Raw genomic sequence first — 14,895 nt, 5'->3', positions numbered from 1 at the left:
GTGCGGCCGGCGCTGGAGCGGCTCGCGGCCGCCACCTCGGCGCCCGTGCCGGCGGACCTCCTCGCCTGGGCCGCCACGATCGGCACCGACGACGGGGCGCTGCCGCTGCTCGGCGCCGGCCGCCGCGCGGCGCCCTACCCGGGGCTGCTGTGGAACGGGGCCCGGCTGCACCGCGCCGGAGCGCCGGACGCCGACGGGCTGACGCTGGTCGCGCTCGCCGCGGCCCCCGACGACGCGCCGCTGGAGCTGATCGAGCAGGCAGTGGCGGCGGGGCTCGCGCTGGGGGCCGACCTGGCGGCGGGCGCGGACGGCCCCGCGCCGACGGCCCGGGCGACCACGGGGGTGGTCGCCGCCGCCGCCTGCGCCGCCGTCGCGGCGGGGAGCACCGATCTCGGCGGGGTCCTGGACGTCGCGGCCGGCCTCATGGCGGTGCAGCCCGCGGAGGCCGGCGCGGCCGACGAGCAGGCCCTCGCCCACGGGCACTGCCTCGCGGCCGGCTGGCTGGCCGCCCGGGCGTCCGAGGCCGGGCTGACCGGCATGCCCGACGCCCTGGCGCCCACGCTGGAGACGGTGACCGGCCGCCCCGCACCCGCCGTCGCGCTGCCCGCCCCGGTGCGCGTGCCGGCCGGCACCGGACGCGCCGCCGACCTCCTGGCGGCGCTGTCGTGACCGCCGTCCTGCTCAACTCCGCCGAGCCGTGGGGCGCCGGCGACGCGGTCGCCACCGCCGAGCAGGCCCTGGCCGCCGGCGCCGACGGCGTGGGCCTCGCCGACAGCCCGCGGCTGTTCCCCGACTGCCTCGTCGAGACCGAGCGCGTGCTGGCCGGCACCGCTGCCGGGCTCGCCGGCCCCTGCGTGGCCAGCCTGGGGCTGCGCCACCCGGCGACGCTGGCCGGCGCCGTCCGCACGCTGGAGGGGCTGCACCCGGGCCGGGTGCTGACCGTCGTCGGGCGCGGGGAGAGCTCGGTGCGCAACGAGGGGCTCGACCTCCCGCCGCTGCGGGAGTACACCGCCTCGCTGGACCTCCTGCGCGAGGCGCTCGGCGACGCCGACCTGGGCGGGCGGCTGCTGGGCGCCGCCTCGGGACCCCGGACGATCGCGGCCACCGCCGCTGCGCTGGGCGGGGTGCTGCTCGACACCGGCGCCGACGCCGACGTGGTCGCCCGCGCGGTGGCGCTCGCCCGGGGGGAGGACCCGGCGACCACCGTCTGGCTGTTCCTGCGCGCCACGGTCACCGGCTCGGACGCCGAGGCCACCGCGGCGGCCGAGCCGATCCTCGGCTCGTGCGCCCTGCGGCTGGTCTCCGCGCCGGAGTGGTACGGCCTGGACGACGACGAGGTGGCCGCCGCGCGGCAGGTCGCCGAGGCCCACGACTACGCGAGGCACGGCAGCGCCGGTGCCCGCGGTGGCGTCGTCACCGAGGCGGACCGGTGGGTGCGGGACCGGTTCGTCCTCACCGGGGACGCGGCCGCGATCACCGCCCGGCTGCGCCCCCTCGCCGGACTGCGCATCGCCGGGGTGGTCCTCGCCGGAGCCGTGGCCGGGGTGCGGGACCACCTGGCCGAGCTGGTCCCCGCCGTCCGCGCCGGGCTGGAGCAGCCGGCGTGACCGCACCCGACCGGCCCTACCGGGCCCTCGGCGAGTTCGCGGCCGGCGCCCGCCTCGACGACGTGCCCGACGACGTCGTCGCCGCCACCCGCCTGCTGCTCGTCGACACCCTCGGCGCCCTGCTCGGCGGGCTGCGGTACCCGCCGGTGCGGGCGCTCGCCCACGAGCTCGGCACCGCCGGGGAGCGCGCCGGCGGACCGCCCGTCGGGACGCTGATCACCCTCGGTACCGCCGCGACCTGGCTCGACGCCGACTCCGGCGGCTCGTTCCACCCGCAGGGGCACCGGCTGCCGCCCGTGCCCACCGCTCACCCCGCGCCGCACGCGCTGCCGGTGCTGCTGCACGCCGCCGCGGCGGAGGACGTCGGCGACCGGCGGCTCCTGGAGGTCTTCCTGGTCGCCACCGAGGTGGGGCTGCGCGCCGGGACGGCGACGTCGCTGCGCCCGGGGATGCACCCGCACGGCGTGCACGGGCCCGCCGCGGCGGCGCTGGCCGAGGTGCTGCTGCACGACGGCTCCGCGGACGAGCTGACGTCGGCGTTCCTCCTCGGGTCCGCCCTGCCGATGGCCGCGACGCTCGCCGTGCCGGTGCAGGGCGGGACCGTCCGGAACCTGTGGACCGGCCTGGGCGCCTGCTACGGGGCGCTCGCCGGCCGGCGGGTCCGGGAGGCCGGCGCGGGCGGCAGCGTCGGCACCTACCGCGCGCTCTTCGACTCCGCCGTCTGCACCGACCTCTCCGAGGCCGAGCTCGCCGGCGGGCTCGGCCTGCGCTGGCAGATCTCGCAGAGCTACCTGAAGCCCTACGCCTGCGCCCGCTGGATCCAGCCCGCCCTGGACGCGGTGCGCGCCGCCACGGACGGGGTGCCGCTGCGCACGGAGGAGATCGAGGCGGTGGAGGTCGCGACGTTCGCGTTCGCCGCGTCGCTGGACGGCACCGACGTCCGGTCGGACATGCACGCGCGCTTCTCGCTGCCGTACTGCGTCGCGACCCTGCTCACCGACGGCGGGCTGGACGCGGGGGCGTTCCTGCCCGGACGGCTGGCGCGCCCGGCGGTGGCCGACCTGGCACGCCGGGTGGCGGTGCGCGAACGACCGGAGTTCACGGCGGCGCTGCCCGCGGAGCGCCCGGCGGAGGTGACCGTGCGGGCGAGGGACGGCCGGACGTGGACGGCGACCACCCGCAACGCGCGGGGAAACCCGGACGACCCGCTCTCGCGACCAGAGGTGGCCGCCAAGTTCCGGGGCAACGTCGGGGACCTGCTGGCGCCGGCGCTGCGCGACGACGTCCTGGCGGGGCTGCTCGACGCGGACGACGGCCGGCACCTCGCCGCGGTGGCGCGCGCGGTGCTGGACGGCCTCGCGACCCGGTGACGGGCCGCACCGGCGGGCGGACCCGCCGGTGCGGTCATCCCGCGGACTCGGCCTCGCGGGCCTCGCCGATCCGGTTGAGCCGCTCCAGCAGGACGGCGAGCGTCGCGACGTCCTCGGGCGGCCAGCCGGCCATGTCGCTCTCCCAGCGGGCCCGGCGGGCCGACCGGATTCGGGCCAGCCGCGCCGCCCCCTCGGCCGAGGGCGTCAGCACCTGCGCCCGGCCGTCGTCGGGGTCGGCGGTCCGGTCGACCAGACCGAGCTCCACGAGGCTGGAGAGCTGCCGGCTGACGGTGCTCTTGTCCAGCCCGAGCCGTGCCACCAGGTCGCTCGCGCGCAGCGGTCCGGTGTCCTGCAGCAGGGCCAGCAGGCCGTACGCGGCGCCGTCCAGGTCGGGGTGCAGCTCCCGCGCCAGCCGGGTGGAGATGGCGCGCGACCGCCGGAGCAGCAGCCCGATCTCGCGCTCGAGCGCGACGAAGGCCTCGTGGGGGTCGACGTCCGGCCCGCTCACCGGCTACCGCCCGGGCGCCAGACGACGAGGGCCGAGGTCTGCCGCCGGTGCGGCACCAGGTCCGCGCGGTACACCGCCGGGACCGCGGCCTCCGCCGCCATCCGCCCGTTCTCGGAGTGCTGCAGCTCCTCGAGCAGCTCGTGCACCCGGGCCTGCAGCGCCTCCACCTGGGACTCCAGCTCGATGATCCGCTTGATCCCAGCGAGGTTCACGCCGTCCTCCTGCGACAGCCGCTGGACCTCGCGCAGCAGCGCGACGTCACGGGGGCTGTACCGGCGGCCGCCGCCGGGGGTCCGGCCGGGGCTGACCAGCCCGAGCCGGTCGTACTGCCGGAGGGTCTGGGCGTGCATGCCGGCCAGCTCGGCCGCCACGGAGATCACGAACACCGGGGCGTCGTCGGCGACGGCCTGGGCCGCGTCGCCCAGCGGCCCGCCCGACGGCCTGGTCATGCCTCACCTCCCGCCCGCACCGCGGCGGTGATCTGCGGGCGCGGGTCCTCGTCGATCTCCTCGGCCAGGTTCTCGACGGCCTTGCGCTGCGCCGGGGTCAGCCGCACGGGGACGGCGATCTCCACGGTGACCAGCAGGTCGCCGGTGCGGCCCTTCGCCGGCACGCCGCGCCCGCGCACCCGGAGCGTGCGGCCGCTGGCCGTGCCGGGCGGCACCTTGAGCGACACGGTGCCGTCGAGGGTGGGCACGGTGAGCGTGGTGCCCAGCGCGGCCTCGGCGAAGGTGATCGGCACGGTCAGCGTGAGGTCCTCGCCCTTGCGGCCGAAGAGCTCGTGCTCGGACACGTGGACGACGACGAAGAGGTCGCCGGCCGGGCCGCCCCGCCGCCCGGGCGCGCCCTTGCCGGCCAGCCGGATGCGCTGGCCGTCCTTGACCCCGGCCGGGATGCGCACCGTGATGGTGCGGGTCTGGCTGGTGATCCCGCTGCCGGCGCAGGTGGGGCACGGGTCCTCCACCACCTGACCGCTGCCGCGGCAGTTGCGGCACGGCTCGGAGAAGGCGAACGCGCCCTGGCTGCGGCTGGTCACCCCGGCGCCCTGGCAGACCGGGCAGGTGTGCGGCGAGGTGCCCGGGCGGGCACCGCTCCCGGCGCAGGTCGGGCAGCTGCCCGGGCTCTGCATCCGCAGCGGCACCGTCACGCCGAGGACGGCCTCCTCGAAGGAGAGGGTCGCCTCGGTCTCGACGTCCTGGCCCCGGGCCGGACCGGACGCCGCCTGGCTGCGCGCCCGGGCCCCGCCACCCCCGGCGCCGCCGAAGAGGCCGCCGAGGATGTCGCCCAGGCCGCCGGCACCTCGGGCGCCGGCACCGGCCCCGGCCGCGCCGAAGAGGTCGCCGAGGTCGAAGGGCTGACCGCCGGGGCCCGCCCCCGGGAACCCGCCGGGGAAGCCGGCGCGGGCACCGGCTCCCCCGGCGCCGAACAGCCGCCGTGCGTCGTCGTACTCGCCGCGCCGCTTGGGATCGGAGAGCACGTCGTAGGCCTCGGAGACCTCCTTGAACCGCGCCTCGGCCTCGGCGTTCCCCGGGTTCTTGTCCGGGTGCAGCTCGGTGGCCAGCTTGCGGTAGGCCTTCTTGATCGCGGCGGCGTCGGCGTCCTGGGGGACGCCGAGCGCGCCGTAGTAGTCCTTCTCGATGAAGTCACGGGTGCTCATCGGACGCCCCCTCTCGTGCTCGGTCGGTCGCCGTTCAGCCGGCGGTCTGGTCGGCGGACCCGGCGGGCTCCGCCGCCGGGGCCGGCGACTCCGGCTCGGTGACCGCGACCATCGCGGTGCGCAGCACCCGTTCGCCGCGGCGGTAGCCCTGCCGCAGCACGGTCGTGGCCGTGGGCACGTTCACCTCGGCGGAGGTGTCGTGCATGACGGCCTCGTGCAGCGACGGGTCGAACTCGTCGCCGGCCTTCCCGAACGCCTCGACCCCGAGCCCGTCGAGCAACCCGAGGACGCGGTCGGCCACCACCTTGAAGGCGCCGGTCAGGTCGCCGTGGTCGCGGGCCCGCTCGATGTCGTCGACGATCGGGAACAGCTGCGCGGCGAACCGCTCCGCCGCCTGGTCCACGACCAGCGCGCGGTCCCGGTCGACCCGCCGCCGGTAGTTGGCGTACTCGGCGGTGACCCGCTGCAGGTCCTCCGTGCGCTCGGCCAGCTGCTGGGCCAGGTCGCCCTCGGCGCCGGCCTGCGGTGCGGCGTCCTGCGCCTCGGTCTCCTGCTGCGGCGCCGTGCCCTGGTCCGGGCCCACGGCCTCGTCGGTGGCCGTCGTGTCGTGCTCGCTCATCTGCTCCCCTGGGAGGTCGGTACCGGGCCGGACGCCGGCCGGCTGCTCGCCGGCCGGCGTCCGCACTGCGCCGGTGACGGGGTCGATCCGCCGCCTGTCACGGATCACGACCCGCGGCTGCTCGTCCCCCGAGCTCATCGGCGGTCGGTGTCCTCGTCGACGATCTCGGCGTCGACGACGTCGTCGTCACCCGAGGCCCGGGCACCCGTGGCACCGGCGCCGGCGTCGGCACCGCCCTCGGCGCCGGGCGCCCCGCCGGCCGCCTCGGCCTGCTGGGCGTAGAGCGCGCCGCCGACCTCCTGCGACACGCGGGCCACCTTCTCCTGCGCCGACTTGATGGCCTCGATGTCCGAGCCGCCGAGGGCCGAGCGCAGCTCCGACAGCGCCTCGCCGAGCTCGTCCTTCTTCTCGGCCGGGATCTTGTCGCCGTTCTCGGCCAGGAACTTCTCGGTCTGGTACTGCAGCGACTCGGCCAGGTTGCGGGTCTCCGCCTCCTCGCGGCGGCGCTTGTCCTCCTCGGCGTGCGCCTCGGCGTCCTTCATCATCCGCTCGATGTCCTCCTTGGGGAGGGCCGAGCCGCCGGTGATGGTCATCGACTGCTCCTTGCCCGTCCCGAGGTCCTTCGCGTGGACGTGGACGATGCCGTTGGCGTCGATGTCGAAGGCGACCTCGATCTGCGGGACGCCGCGCGGCGCCGGGGGCAGACCGGTGAGCTCGAACATGCCGAGCTTCTTGTTGTACATCGCCATCTCGCGCTCGCCCTGGAACACCTGGATCTGCACGGAGGGCTGGTTGTCGTCGGCCGTCGTGAAGATCTCGGAGCGCTTGGTGGGGATCGTGGTGTTGCGCTCGATGAGCTTGGTCATGATCCCGCCCTTGGTCTCGATGCCCAGGGAGAGCGGGGTGACGTCGAGGAGCAGGACGTCCTTGACCTCGCCGCGGAGGACACCGGCCTGCAGCGCGGCGCCGATGGCGACGACCTCGTCGGGGTTGACGCCCTTGTTGGGCTCCTTGCCGCCGGTGAGCTCGCGCACCAGGTCGGAGACCGCGGGCATGCGGGTCGAGCCACCGACCAGGACGACGTGGTCGATCTGGTTCACCGAGATGCCGGCGTCGCGGATCGCCTGGTTGAACGGCGCGCGGGCGCGGTCGAGCAGGTCCTGCGTCATCCGCTGGAACTCGGCGCGGGTGATCGTGATGTCGAGGTGCAGCGGGCCCTCGGCGCCGGCGGTGATGTAGGGCAGGTTGAGGTTGGTCGACTGCGCGCCGGACAGCTCGATCTTGGCCTTCTCGGCGGCCTCGCGGAGGCGCTGCATCGCCAACTTGTCCTTGGACAGGTCGATGCCGTTCTGCGCGTTGAAGGTCTGCACCAGGTGCTTGACCACGCGCTCGTCCCAGTCGTCACCACCCAGGTGGTTGTCACCGGCGGTGGCCTTCACCTCGATGACGCCGTCCCCGATCTCGAGCAGGGAGACGTCGAAGGTGCCGCCACCGAGGTCGAAGACGAGGATCGTCTGCTCGGTCTCGCCCTTGTCCAGGCCGTAGGCCAGCGCGGCCGCGGTCGGCTCGTTGACGATGCGCAGGACGTTGAGGCCCGCGATCTCGCCGGCCTCCTTGGTGGCCTGGCGCTGCGCGTCCTCGAAGTAGGCGGGGACGGTGATGACGGCGTCGGTCACCGGCTCGCCCAGGTAGGTCTCGGCGTCCCGCTTGAGCTTCTGCAGGATGCGGGCGCTGATCTCCTGCGGCGTGTACTTCTTGCCGTCGATCTCCTCGGTCCGCCAGTCCGTGCCCATGTGGCGCTTGACGCTGCGGATCGTGCGGTCGACGTTGGTGACGGCCTGGTTCTTGGCCGACTGGCCGACGAGGACCTCGCCGTTCTTGGCGAAGGCGACGACCGACGGGGTGGTGCGCGAGCCCTCGGAGTTCGCGATGACCGTCGGCTCACCGCCCTCGAGGACGGTGACGACGGAGTTGGTGGTGCCGAGGTCGATACCGACCGCTCGAGCCATGGAGATGGCCTCTCTTCCGTGTGCTGGGGTGGTACTGGTCCGTGCGAGGAGTCGGGGTCCGCCTTGCGCGGGGTCCGCTCAACTTTCCTGCCCACCCTAACGGCAGGCGCGGCGCTCGTGTTCCCGAGCCCCGTCGACGCTCCCTGTCGCCCACCGCTCGACGCGTCGCCCCAGCCTCGTGGTCGCGCCCCCAGCGGTACGAGGCTGGAGGCGGTTCCCACGAGCCTCGAAGCCCCTTCGCGGGCATCCGCAGATCTGTCGACCACCCGCCGCACGGCCCCCGCACGGCCGAGACTGCGCCGGTGCGCCCCCTCCTCCGCGCCGCCGCCGAGCGCCGGCTGGGCCTGTGCACCGCACGGGACGCGCGACGTGCCGGCTGCCAGCACCCCGAGACCCGCCACCGGCTGGCCGCTCCACCGCCGCCACACCCCGCGCGCGAGGTCGGACGCGCGCCGGCTGAGACCGCGGCCGATCGCCGCGACCCCAGGCGCAGAACGCTGTGATGCCGACCACGGGCCCGGGGTGACGGTCGGCCGCTGGGCACGGCGCCCCGTGGAGGTCGGCCGATCCGGGGCGCAGCGCCCACGGTTACCGGCGAGTAGCCTCACAGCGCGCCAGCTATCGTGCGCTGGAGTGCGGGCTGCGCCTGCCCGCACTGCGCGCCGATCGCCGGCCCACCGGCCGGTGGGCCCGCGCGCACCGCACACAGCCCCGTCGCCAGCGCGGCCGGCGGGAGTCGACCGACGCCGCCAGGCGTACGGGAGGGGAAAACATGACGGGCCCGCTGCAGATCGTCCTGGGGACGATCAGCGTCCTGTTCCTGATCGTGTCGTCCGTCATGGCCTACCGGGCCGTCCGGGCGATGGTGCGGATCATCCGCACCGGCCAGCCCGACGGCACCCGCTTCGGCCCGGTCAAGACCCGGCTGAAGACGCTGGTCGTCGAGTCGCTGGGCCACACCCGGATGCTGAAGTGGTCGAGCATCGGCATCGCCCACTGGTTCGTCTTCGTCGGCTTCTACGGCCTCTTCCTGACGCTGGTCGAGGCGTTCGGCGAGGTGTGGGACCCGGCGTTCCACCTGCCGCTCATCGGGACCTGGCCGATCTGGAGCCTCTTCGTCGACTTCATCGGCACCGGCACGATCCTCGGGATCCTCTACCTGATCATCCGGCGCCAGCGAGACCACCCGCGCCGGCAGGGCCGCAAGAGCCGGTTCGCCGGGTCCAACGAGGGCCGCGGCTACTTCGTCGAGGCCGTCGTCCTGATCGTCGGCATCAGCATCCTGAGCATCCGCGCCGCGAAGATCGCCTCCGGCCTGGACGACGCCCCGACCTGGTCCCACCCGGTGGCGAGCCTGGTGTCCAATCTCTTCCCGGACAACCCCGACGTCGTCTCGATCGTCGCGTTCATCAAGATCGTGGTCTCGCTGACCTGGCTGGTCGTCATCAGCCGGATCCTGAACATGGGTGTCGCGTGGCACCGGTTCAGCGCCTTCTTCAACATCTACTTCAAGCGCGAGCCCGACGGCGCTCCCGCGCTCGGCCCGCTGCCCGCCATGACCTCCGGTGGCAAGCCGATCGACTTCGAGGACCCGGGCGAGGACGACGTCTTCGGTCGCGGGAAGATCGAGGACTTCACCTGGAAGGGGATGCTGGACTTCACCACCTGCACCGAGTGCGGGCGGTGCCAGAGCCAGTGCCCGGCGTGGAACACGGGCAAGCCGCTCAGCCCGAAGATGGTGATCATGGACCTCCGCGACCACCTCTACGCGAAGGCCCCCTACCTCCTCGGTGAGAAGACGGCGTCCGAGACGGCGCCGGACTACGACGTCCTCAAGCCCTCCGACGAGCAGGTGTGGGCGTCGGGCTACGCCCGCATCGAGGGCACCAACGACGCCCAGGCGCACCGCCCGCTGGTCGGCACCCTCGAGGAGGGCGGGGTCATCGACCCCGACGTCCTGTGGAGCTGCACCAACTGCGGCGCCTGCGTGGAGCAGTGCCCGGTGGACATCGAGCACATCGACCACATCGAGGACATGCGCCGCTACCAGGTGCTGATCGAGTCCAACTTCCCGTCCGAGGCCGGCGTCATGATGACCAACCTCGAGAAGCGCGGGAACCCGTGGGGCATGGGTGGCAACGTCCGCGAGGACTGGATCAAGGAGATGGACTTCGAGGTCCGCGTCGCCGACGGTCCGCTGCCGCACGAGGTCGAGTACCTGTTCTGGGTCGGCTGCGCCGGCGCCGTCGACGACCGCGCCAAGAAGGTCACCAAGGCCGTCGCCGAGCTGCTGCACACCGCCGGCGTGGAGTTCGCCGTCCTCGGCAACGGCGAGACCTGCTCGGGTGACCCGGCCCGCCGCATGGGCAACGAGTTCCTCTTCCAGCAGCTGGCCATGGAGAACGTCGAGACCCTCAACGGCGTCTTCGAGGGCCGGGTGCCGGGCACCCGCAAGATCGTCGCGACCTGCCCGCACTGCTTCAACTCGCTCGGCCGGGAGTACCCCCAGGTCGGCGGCGAGTACGAGGTCGTGCACCACACCCAGCTGCTGGGCAAGCTCGTGGAGGAGGGCCGGCTGACCCCGGTCACGCCCATCGACCGCAAGGTCACCTACCACGACCCGTGCTTCCTGGGCCGGCACAACAAGGTCTACACGCCCCCGCGCGAGATCCTCGACTCCGTCCAGGGCCTCTCCACGCAGGAGATGCACCGCTGCAAGGACCGCGGCTTCTGCTGCGGCGCCGGCGGTGCCCGCATGTGGATGGAGGAGAAGATCGGCAAGCGGATCAACATGGAGCGAACCGAGGAGGCCCTCGAGCTCGATCCCGACGTCATCTCCACCGCGTGCCCGTTCTGCATCACGATGCTCAGCGACGCGCTGACCAGCAAGAAGCAGAACGGCGAGGCCGGCGAGCACGTCGAGGTCCTCGACGTCAGCCAGATCCTGCTCCGCTCCATGACGCCGGTCGGCGTCAGCGCCCCGGGCGCGGAGTCCGGTGCCGACGTCGCCACCAAGGCCGACGACCCGGCCGGCACCGGCTCGGCGGCCACGGAGCACGGTCCGCAGACCTGACCCGCGGCAGCCCGGCGACGGCGCGCGTCCCCCGCTCGGGGGCGCGCGCCGTCGCCGTTCCGGGGCACAGGGTGGTTGCGCGGCGCACCCACCCGGGGGGCGATGTGCGCCGCGTCATGGAGGACGCTTTCGGGGTGACGCGCACCGCCCCTGCCCGCAGCAGCACCGGCCGCGATCGACGGCGGGGTCTCGGGATGCTGGCCGTCGCCATCGTCCTGACGGCGCTCAACCTCCGGACGGCGGTCACCAGCGTCGGCCCCGTCCTGCAGGAGATCGAGCGGGGCCTGGGCATCTCGAGCAGCGCGGCCGGCGTCATCACCACCATGCCGGTGCTCTGCTTCGCGCTCATCGGCTTCGCCGGCCCGGCCCTGTCGGCGCGCTTCCGCGACTCGCGCGTGCTCGCCGGCGCCCTGATCGCGATGACCGCCGGGCTCGCGCTGCGCAGCCTGGCCGCCGCCTTCCCGGTCTTCCTCGCCGGGACGGCGCTGGCGATGGCCGGCGGGGCCCTCGGCAACGTCATGCTGCCCGGCCTGGTGAAGCGCCACTTCCCGGGGCGGACCGGACCGCTCGTCGGCGCGTACAGCACGGCGATGGGCCTGGGCGCGACCCTGGCCGCCGTCGCCTCGCAGCCCATCGCCGACGCGGCGGGCACCGACGGCGGCGGGTGGCGCTGGGCGCTCGTCGTCTGGGCGCTGCCCGCGCTGATCGCGGCGACGGTCTGGCTGGCCCTCCCCGCCGCTCCGGACACCTCCCGGCAGAGCCACACCGCCGTCCGCATGCGGTCGCTGGTGCACAGCCCGACGGCGGTGGCGATCACCGCGTTCTTCGGCGTCCAGGCGCTGCAGGCGTACGTCGTCATCGGCTGGTCGGCGCAGTACCTGCGCGACTCGGGCCTGAGCGCAGCGGCCGCCGGGCTGCTGCTGGGCCTGAACTCCGTCGTCGGCCTCCCGCTGAGCGCCGTCATCCCGTCGCTCACCGTCCGGCCGCGCCTGCAGCGCCCGCTGCTGGCTGTGTTCCTCGCCAGCTACGTGACCGGCTGGGTCGGCCTCTGGACGGCGCCGACCGCCGCGCCGTGGCTGTGGATGATCCTGATCGCCGTCGGCATGGGCACCTTCTCGATGGTGCTCACGCTCATCGGCCTGCGCGCCCGAACGCCGGAGACCGTCGCGGCGCTCTCCACCGTCAGCCAGAGCTGGGGTTACGTCGTCGCCGGGGCGGGCCCGCTGCTGGTGGGGGTCCTGCGCGGGGCGACCGGCAGCTACGACGGCATGTTCGTCATCGTGCTCACCGGTGTGGCGGTGCTCGCCGTCGCCGGGTGGACCGCCACGCGGCAGGTCTTCGTCGACGACGAGGTGGAGCGGACGGTCCCCGGCTGGTCGCCGGCGGGGCGGTGCTCCGCCGTGCTGGAGAGCGCCGGCGTCGAGGTCCCGGCCGCCGCCCGGGTCGACGACGCCACGCCGCGCCCGGCTAGGGGCGCCGGGTCTCCGCGCGGGTGAAGTTGCGGAACGAGCGCGACGGCGTCGGCCCGCGCTGGTCCTGGTACCGGGAGCCGTAGACGGCGGAGCCGTAGGGGTGCTCGGCCGCGCTGGTGAGGCGGAACAGGCAGAGCTGCCCGATCTTCATGCCCGGCCAGAGGGTGATCGGCAGGTTCGCCACGTTGGACAGCTCCAGCGTGATGTGCCCGGAGAAGCCCGGGTCGACGAAGCCCGCCGTCGAGTGCGTGAGCAGTCCGAGACGGCCGAGACTCGACTTCCCCTCGAGCCGGGCGGCGAGGTCGTCGGGGATGCTCACGACCTCCAGCGTGGACCCAAGCACGAACTCCCCCGGGTGCAGCACGAACGGCTCGTCGCCCTCGGGCTCGACCAGGGTGGTGAGGTCGTCCTGCTGCTTCGCCGGGTCGATGTGGGTGTAGCGGGCGTTGTTGAACACGCGGAAGAACCGGTCCAGCCGGACGTCGATGCTGGACGGCTGCACCAGCCCCGGGTCGTAGGGCTCGATGCCGAGGCGTCCCCCGGCGATCGCGGCCGTGATGTCGCGGTCGCTCAGCAGCATGGCGCGGAGTCTAGGGAACCGCCTCCCCCCTCTCTCGGAGTGAAGGGCAGCGCCCGGCGCACGAAGCCGCAGTCGGCCGGCGCCGTGGCCGCCCGCGAGAGCCCGCCGCGGCCGGCCGGGCCACGCGCGGTGTCGCCTCCCCGGTGCCGATCGGGCTCCCGGCTGCCGATGTACGGGACGCAATCGATCCAGAGTTCCGAGGGAGACCTGCGTGCTCGACACCCGGCCGGCGACCGCCGTCCCCCGCGGCACCCGCCACGCCGTACGCCCCACCGGGCGCGAGCGCAGCTTCTCGGCCGACGAGCTGATCGTGTCGAAGACCGATCTGCGCGGCGTGATCACCTACGCCAACGACGTCTTCCTCCGCGTGAGCGACTACCCGCTCGACGACGTGCTCGGCCAGCCGCACAACGTCATCCGCCACCCGGAGATGCCGCGCGCGGTCTTCGCGCTGCTGTGGGACACCCTGGGGGCCGGCCGCGAGGTGTTCGCCTACATCAACAACCTGGCGGCCGACGGGGGCCACTACTGGGTGCTCGCGCACGTCACGCCCTCCTACGACGCGCGCGGCACCGTGGTCGGCTACCACTCCAACCGCCGGCGACCCTCTCGGGGCGCCGTCCAGCGGGTGCAGCCGCTCTACCAGCGGCTGCTCGCGGAGGAGCGCCGGCACGCGAACGCGCGGAGCGCGGTCGCCGCCTCCTCGGCCCTCCTCGAGGAGGTGCTCGCCGAGCAGGGGCAGACCTACGAGGAGTTCATCTGGTCGATCATCACCCGCGAGGAGAGCTGACATGGGGATCCGTGCCGGACGCGGCGAGGGGAGCCGGCGTTCGGACGCCGCGGAGCTCGCCCTGCACCGCGACTTCGTGCGCCAGCTGACGGCGGCCTGCGAGGCGGCCGCCCGCGGCGACCTGGAGGCCCGCAGCCGGATCGAGCCCGCCGCGGAGGAGGTGCCCGACCTCGTCGCCCTGCACCACGCGCTCAACCGGGTGCTCGACGTCTCCGACGCCTTCGTCCGGGAGTCGTCCGCGGCGCTGACGTCCGCGGCGGACGGGCGGTTCCACCGCCGTCTGCTCACCACGGGCCTGCTGGGTTCCTTCCGGCGCACCGCCACCGACATCAACGACGCCCGGGGCGCGATGCAGGCGACCGCCGGTCGGGTCACCGATGCGCAGAGCAGCCGGCTGCGGCTGGCCGACGACTTCGAGTCCGTGGTGCTCTCCATGTCCGAGCAGGTGGCGACCGCCGCGACCGAGCTCAGCGCGTCGGCGTCCGGGCTCACCGCGGCCGCCTCCGCGGCCAGCACCGAGGTGGGGACCGCGCAGGACACCATCGGGTCGCTCACCCGCTCGTCGGCCGAGATCAAGGAGATCATCGCGCTGATCGACTCGGTGGCCGCCCAGACCCGCCTGCTCGCGCTCAACGCCACCATCGAGGCGGCCCGCGCGGGCGAGGCGGGCAAGGGGTTCGCCGTCGTCGCCTCGGAGGTCAAGGACCTCGCCGACCAGACCGGCCGCGCCACAGAACGCGTCACCGCCCAGGTCGAGCAGATCCGGCAGGCGTCGGAGGACGTCGCGGCCGTCATGAGCAGCGTGAGCTCGACCGTCGACGACATGAACGGGCTCGTCGACGGCATCGCGGCCGCGGTGGACGGCTCGGCGTCGCTGAACACCGCCCAGGAGGACGTCACCGGGCTCTCGCGGATGGCGGAGAAGCTGCGGTCGGAGGCGATCGGCTTCCTGGCCGAGATGCGGCGCTGAGGAGGCCGCTGTCGCGGCGGGACGGCGACCAGGTAGTCTCGTCGCCGTTCGCGGGTGTAGTTCAATGGTAGAACATCAGCTTCCCAAGCTGACAGTGCGAGTTCGATTCTCGTCACCCGCTCCACCCCGAGGCCCCGGTCCCCGCGACCGGGGCCTCGTCGCGTTCTGGGCGGGCAATTACGGACCAGGACCGGGCCTTTGGTCCCTGGGGGGCGACCGGATCGTGCCCGACGATGGGCG

At 74.4% G+C, this 14,895-nt stretch carries 13 protein-coding genes and 1 tRNA gene; 8 read left to right on the top strand and 6 right to left on the bottom strand.

What is annotated here, in order from left to right; genetic code table 11:
- The 3 genes from ACI792_RS09405 to ACI792_RS09395 are packed head-to-tail and all read left to right on the top strand — an operon-like array spanning position 1 to position 2,977.
- The gene (locus tag ACI792_RS09405; protein ID WP_456602364.1) at positions 1–669 is read left to right on the top strand and encodes a hypothetical protein; all 669 of its coding nucleotides are present in this window, start codon (positions 1–3) and stop codon (positions 667–669) included.
- Complete coding sequence (locus ACI792_RS09400) at positions 666–1,607, top strand: LLM class flavin-dependent oxidoreductase (RefSeq protein ID WP_456602363.1); 942 nt, start codon at positions 666–668, stop codon at positions 1,605–1,607. The genes ACI792_RS09405 and ACI792_RS09400 overlap by 4 nt, the downstream gene beginning before the upstream one ends.
- Positions 1,604–2,977 carry an MmgE/PrpD family protein gene (locus ACI792_RS09395; RefSeq protein WP_456602362.1) on the top strand — a complete coding sequence of 458 codons (1,374 nt, stop codon included), beginning with the start codon at positions 1,604–1,606 and terminating at the stop codon, positions 2,975–2,977. Before ACI792_RS09400 ends, ACI792_RS09395 begins: the two co-directional genes overlap by 4 nt.
- A 34-nt stretch (positions 2,978–3,011) precedes the next feature.
- Here ACI792_RS09395 and ACI792_RS09390 read toward each other — a convergent pair whose 3' ends face one another.
- The 5 genes from ACI792_RS09390 to dnaK are packed head-to-tail and all read right to left on the bottom strand — an operon-like array spanning position 3,012 to position 7,770.
- Positions 3,012–3,485 (bottom strand): MarR family winged helix-turn-helix transcriptional regulator, encoded by a 474-nt coding sequence (locus tag ACI792_RS09390; RefSeq protein WP_456602361.1) that lies wholly within the window; start codon positions 3,483–3,485, stop codon positions 3,012–3,014.
- The gene (locus tag ACI792_RS09385) at positions 3,482–3,934 is read right to left on the bottom strand and encodes a heat shock protein transcriptional repressor HspR (protein WP_456602360.1); all 453 of its coding nucleotides are present in this window, start codon (positions 3,932–3,934) and stop codon (positions 3,482–3,484) included. The genes ACI792_RS09390 and ACI792_RS09385 overlap by 4 nt, the downstream gene beginning before the upstream one ends.
- Entirely contained in the window at positions 3,931–5,142 is a 1,212-nt protein-coding gene (dnaJ, locus tag ACI792_RS09380) for a molecular chaperone DnaJ (protein ID WP_456602359.1), read from the bottom strand. Before dnaJ ends, ACI792_RS09385 begins: the two co-directional genes overlap by 4 nt.
- A 34-nt stretch (positions 5,143–5,176) precedes the next feature.
- Positions 5,177–5,899 (bottom strand): nucleotide exchange factor GrpE, encoded by a 723-nt coding sequence (gene grpE, locus ACI792_RS09375; RefSeq protein ID WP_456602358.1) that lies wholly within the window; start codon positions 5,897–5,899, stop codon positions 5,177–5,179.
- Positions 5,896–7,770: a molecular chaperone DnaK gene (gene dnaK, locus ACI792_RS09370; RefSeq protein WP_456602357.1), complete on the bottom strand. Its 1,875-nt coding sequence runs from the start codon at positions 7,768–7,770 to the stop codon at positions 5,896–5,898. Before dnaK ends, grpE begins: the two co-directional genes overlap by 4 nt.
- Positions 7,771–8,542: 772 nt before the next feature.
- Between dnaK and ACI792_RS09365 the strand changes: the two genes are divergently transcribed.
- The gene (locus ACI792_RS09365) at positions 8,543–10,843 is read left to right on the top strand and encodes a heterodisulfide reductase-related iron-sulfur binding cluster (protein ID WP_456602356.1); all 2,301 of its coding nucleotides are present in this window, start codon (positions 8,543–8,545) and stop codon (positions 10,841–10,843) included.
- 134 nt (positions 10,844–10,977) lie between these two features.
- Entirely contained in the window at positions 10,978–12,339 is a 1,362-nt protein-coding gene (locus tag ACI792_RS09360; protein WP_456602355.1) for a CynX/NimT family MFS transporter, read from the top strand.
- Here ACI792_RS09360 and dcd read toward each other — a convergent pair.
- On the bottom strand, positions 12,311–12,895 hold the full coding sequence (dcd, locus tag ACI792_RS09355; protein ID WP_091930153.1) for a dCTP deaminase: 585 nt from the start codon (positions 12,893–12,895) through the stop codon (positions 12,311–12,313). The two genes, ACI792_RS09360 and dcd, sit on opposite strands and share 29 nt — an antisense overlap.
- Positions 12,896–13,106: 211 nt before the next feature.
- Between dcd and ACI792_RS09350 the strand changes: the two genes are divergently transcribed.
- The 3 genes from ACI792_RS09350 (at position 13,107) to ACI792_RS09340 (ending at position 14,779) form a co-directional block, all read left to right on the top strand.
- A complete protein-coding gene (locus ACI792_RS09350; protein ID WP_456602354.1) occupies positions 13,107–13,685 on the top strand; it encodes a PAS domain-containing protein in 579 nt (192 codons plus the stop codon).
- A 1-nt stretch (position 13,686) separates the two neighbouring features.
- Positions 13,687–14,655 (top strand): methyl-accepting chemotaxis protein, encoded by a 969-nt coding sequence (locus ACI792_RS09345; protein ID WP_456602353.1) that lies wholly within the window; start codon positions 13,687–13,689, stop codon positions 14,653–14,655.
- Between the two features lie 50 nt (positions 14,656–14,705).
- A tRNA-Gly gene (locus ACI792_RS09340) sits at positions 14,706–14,779 on the top strand.
- Positions 14,780–14,895 lie beyond the last annotated feature (116 nt).

The sequence above is a fragment of the Blastococcus sp. SYSU DS0669 genome (genome assembly GCF_054050895.1).
This window is presented reverse-complemented; position numbering and strand designations above follow the sequence as displayed.

Excerpts from the sequence above, each read along its gene's own strand:
- ACI792_RS09385 (WP_456602360.1), bottom strand. The coding sequence starts at position 3,934 with ATGACCAGGCCGTCGGGCGGGCCGCTGGGCGACGCGGCCCAGGCCGTC.
- dnaJ (WP_456602359.1), bottom strand. The coding sequence starts at position 5,142 with ATGAGCACCCGTGACTTCATCGAGAAGGACTACTACGGCGCGCTCGGC.
- grpE (WP_456602358.1), bottom strand. The coding sequence starts at position 5,899 with ATGAGCTCGGGGGACGAGCAGCCGCGGGTCGTGATCCGTGACAGGCGG.
- dnaK (WP_456602357.1), bottom strand. The coding sequence starts at position 7,770 with ATGGCTCGAGCGGTCGGTATCGACCTCGGCACCACCAACTCCGTCGTC.
- ACI792_RS09365 (WP_456602356.1), top strand. The coding sequence starts at position 8,543 with ATGACGGGCCCGCTGCAGATCGTCCTGGGGACGATCAGCGTCCTGTTC.
- dcd (WP_091930153.1), bottom strand. The coding sequence starts at position 12,895 with ATGCTGCTGAGCGACCGCGACATCACGGCCGCGATCGCCGGGGGACGC.
- ACI792_RS09345 (WP_456602353.1), top strand. The coding sequence starts at position 13,687 with ATGGGGATCCGTGCCGGACGCGGCGAGGGGAGCCGGCGTTCGGACGCC.